General features: G+C 38.4%; 4 protein-coding genes. 2 read left to right on the top strand and 2 right to left on the bottom strand.

Annotated features, from left to right (window positions below):
• The coding region (locus NIES592_RS24425; RefSeq protein WP_143168359.1) for a CocE/NonD family hydrolase at positions 1-121 on the bottom strand (121 nt) is incomplete at its 3' end.
• A gap of 44 nt (positions 122-165) precedes the next feature.
• On the opposite strand from NIES592_RS24425, the gene NIES592_RS07645 reads away from it, so the two are divergent.
• Complete coding sequence (locus NIES592_RS07645; RefSeq protein WP_062246024.1) at positions 166-537, top strand: GxxExxY protein; 372 nt, start codon at positions 166-168, stop codon at positions 535-537.
• A 138-nt stretch (positions 538-675) separates the two neighbouring features.
• Here NIES592_RS07645 and NIES592_RS07640 read toward each other — a convergent pair whose 3' ends face one another.
• On the bottom strand, positions 676-1,128 hold the full coding sequence (locus tag NIES592_RS07640) for a cupin domain-containing protein (RefSeq protein WP_009456344.1): 453 nt from the start codon (positions 1,126-1,128) through the stop codon (positions 676-678).
• 23 nt (positions 1,129-1,151) lie between these two features.
• On the opposite strand from NIES592_RS07640, the gene NIES592_RS26365 reads away from it, so the two are divergent.
• Positions 1,152-1,221 (top strand): hypothetical protein (locus NIES592_RS26365; RefSeq protein ID WP_218600595.1); only part of this gene is annotated, 70 nt, incomplete at its 3' end.

Genomic DNA, 1,221 nt, shown 5'->3' with positions numbered 1-1,221 from the left:
GTTGGCGCATCAATAATACCGGAAATTTTCCTTCAGCATCAGGGCGATAAATATCTGCATCCAGACGAATTCCATCGCGAGTGTACATGGATGCGGTTTGTTTAGGAAGGACTTTGAGCATGGGTATGATGGAGGGATTATGAACTTAACTATAAATGAATACAGATGCATCCAGATGAAATAGATAAAATTACGCAGAAAATTATCGGCTGTGCCTACACAGTAAGTAACGTTTTGGGCGTCGGCTTTTTAGAAAAGGTGTATGAAAATGCTTTGTTTCATGAATTACGGAAGGCAGGGTTACGAGTAAAACAACAATACAATTTACAAATACTATATGACAGTATTGTAGTTGGAGAGTATTTTGTTGACTTAATAGTAGAAGAGTGCGTACTAGTAGAACTCAAAGCGGTGAAAAACTTGGATGATGGTAACTTTGCTCAATGTATGAGTTACTTAAAAGCCTCTCGACTAAAAGTCTGTTTACTGATAAATTTCGGTAATCCCAAAGTCGAAATTAAACGGATTGTGCGATAAATCCAAACACGGATGGTTTTCATCCGTGTTCATCCGTGTTCATCGGTGTTCGTTCATCACTCACCTACACAACCTAGTTACAATCTCGTGGAAAAATCGAACACAGATGCACACCGATACACACTGATAATAATATCTTCAATTTGAAATAAAAGCATCAAACCTACCAAGTACAGCCATATCTTCCGCGTCAAATTCCACAGGCGTACCACTGCGAATGAGTTCGGCAAAATCTTCATTGGGAACCATAACAGTCAACGTATATAAACGTCCCGAACCCGTATTCTCAATCACGTGAGTACCATTAGGAGGTACTAACAAACTATCCCCAGCTTTAATTGCAACACTTTTACCATCACAAGTCGCCCTACCCTCCCCCTTGAGAACAAAAAACATCTCTACAGCAAATTGATGACGGTTTGGCGGAGTTTTACCACCAACATCAAAAATTTCCACACAACAAGTCAAAGAAGTATTAGCGATCGCTGGATCAAATACGATCGCTAAACGATTTGTATCCTGGGGGCTAATGCGATAAACTTGGTAATCTTTGGGTGATTTGACAACAGGAATTACACAGCAATTAATCATATATTTTTGTCCTTTTTTGTTGATTGTTGATTGTTGATTGTTCTTCTAAACAACTAACAACTAACAACAATCAACTCATTGCTTTTAAAATTT

Source organism: Fischerella major NIES-592 (assembly GCF_001904645.1).
GTDB lineage: Bacteria > Cyanobacteriota > Cyanobacteriia > Cyanobacteriales > Nostocaceae > Fischerella > Fischerella thermalis.
This window is presented reverse-complemented; position numbering and strand designations above follow the sequence as displayed.

What these genes read in the sequence shown, in the direction of transcription:
- NIES592_RS07645 (WP_062246024.1), top strand. Translation starts at nt 166, where the DNA reads ATGCATCCAGATGAAATAGATAAAATTACGCAGAAAATTATCGGCTGT.
- NIES592_RS07640 (WP_009456344.1), bottom strand. Translation starts at nt 1,128, where the DNA reads ATGATTAATTGCTGTGTAATTCCTGTTGTCAAATCACCCAAAGATTAC.